Origin of the sequence: Mesorhizobium sp. M7A.F.Ca.CA.002.04.1.1 (assembly GCF_004022805.1) — a bacterium.
GTDB classification, from domain to species: Bacteria; Pseudomonadota; Alphaproteobacteria; order Rhizobiales; family Rhizobiaceae; genus Mesorhizobium; species Mesorhizobium ciceri.
In genome coordinates this window covers 1-1,204 of sequence record NZ_RZPL01001085.1, presented here as the reverse complement: position 1 = coordinate 1,204, position 1,204 = coordinate 1, and the positions used below count along the sequence as shown (strand labels likewise).

At 65.3% G+C, this 1,204-nt stretch carries 2 protein-coding genes; one reads left to right on the top strand and one right to left on the bottom strand.

Annotated features, from left to right (window positions below; translation table 11 throughout):
* The coding region (locus tag ENZ75_RS32340; protein WP_128278638.1) for a methyltransferase domain-containing protein at window positions 1-752 on the top strand (752 nt) is incomplete at its 5' end.
* 27 nt (window positions 753-779) lie between these two features.
* On the opposite strand, the gene ENZ75_RS32335 is transcribed toward ENZ75_RS32340, so the two are convergent.
* Window positions 780-965 (bottom strand): Flp family type IVb pilin, encoded by a 186-nt coding sequence (locus tag ENZ75_RS32335; RefSeq protein ID WP_127224214.1) that lies wholly within the window; start codon window positions 963-965, stop codon window positions 780-782.
* Window positions 966-1,204: the final 239 nt, after the last annotated feature.

Here is a 1,204-nt window from a genome sequence, read left to right as displayed (position 1 = left end):
CCGTCGAGCGCCGGTTCGGCAAGGCGGCCGTGCTGTTTTGCCAGACGCCGGCGGCGGCCGAAACGCTCGCCGAAAGCGGCAAGGTCGCCGACATTGTCCGCGTCGAGACGGATACGGCTTTCCTGAGCGGTGGCGATGCCGGCCTGATCGCACCGCTCGAAACCGTGCCGTTCGAGTCGGAAAGCCTCGATCTGGCGGTGTCGCTCTTGTCGCTGCAGGCCATGAACGACATCCCAGGCATGCTGATCCAGATCCGCCGTGCGTTGCGGCCGGATGGGCTTTTCCTCGGCGCCTTTGCCGGCGCCGGTACGCTTTTCGAGTTGCGCGAAAGCCTGCTTGCGGCCGAGACCGAGCTTTACGGCGGCGCCAGCCCGCGTGTCGCGCCGTTCACCGACGTGCGCGATGCCGGTGCGCTGCTGCAGCGCGCCGGTCTCGCTCTGCCGGTCGCCGACGTCGAGACGGTGACGGTGCGCTATGCCAGCCTGTTCAACCTGATCGCGGATCTGCGGGCCATGGGCGAGACCAATGCACTCACCGATCGCAGCCGGCGCCCGGGCTCGCGCAAGCTGTTTGCCCGCGCGGCGGAAATCTACGCCGAGCGGTTTTCCGACCCCGACGGCCGCGTCAGGGCAAGTTTCTCGATTGTCTGGATGTCCGGCTGGGCGCCCGACGCTTCGCAGCAAAAACCGCTGAAGCCAGGGTCGGCCAAGGTCTCGCTGAAAACAATCCTGGAGGCGCCCGACGGGCAATGATCCTGCCCCAGGCGCGGGAAAGCCGGATCAGAGAGTGGGTGCGAAAGCGTTCGCAAGCTTGCTGTTGTTGTCGCTGAACAGCCAGATGATCCCGTCGCGGACCTCACCGATACCGCCGACGATGGCCAGCGACAGCACGGCGATGATCACGCCATATTCGACGGCCGTGGCGCCGGTCTCGTCGTTCAGAAAACCCAGCAGCACTGCTTTCATGGCCTCAACCCCTCTGTCCGGGACCTTACAGCCGACCTGTTAAGAAAGGTTAACGGCAAAGGCTTAACAGGCGGTGAAACCGCCGCCTTTGCGAAATCTCTTAACCATGTCAGCAGTCGCCGCTGCTCCGGCCATTGGACCTGATGATGCAGACCGAGCTCGGCTGCGGCTGCAGCACGCTGCGGCGCAGCGTGTAGGTTTCGGCGGGCTCGACATGGCGGCCACAGGCTCGATCGGCC

Excerpts from the sequence above, each read along its gene's own strand:
- ENZ75_RS32335 (WP_127224214.1), bottom strand. The coding sequence starts at position 965 with ATGAAAGCAGTGCTGCTGGGTTTTCTGAACGACGAGACCGGCGCCACG.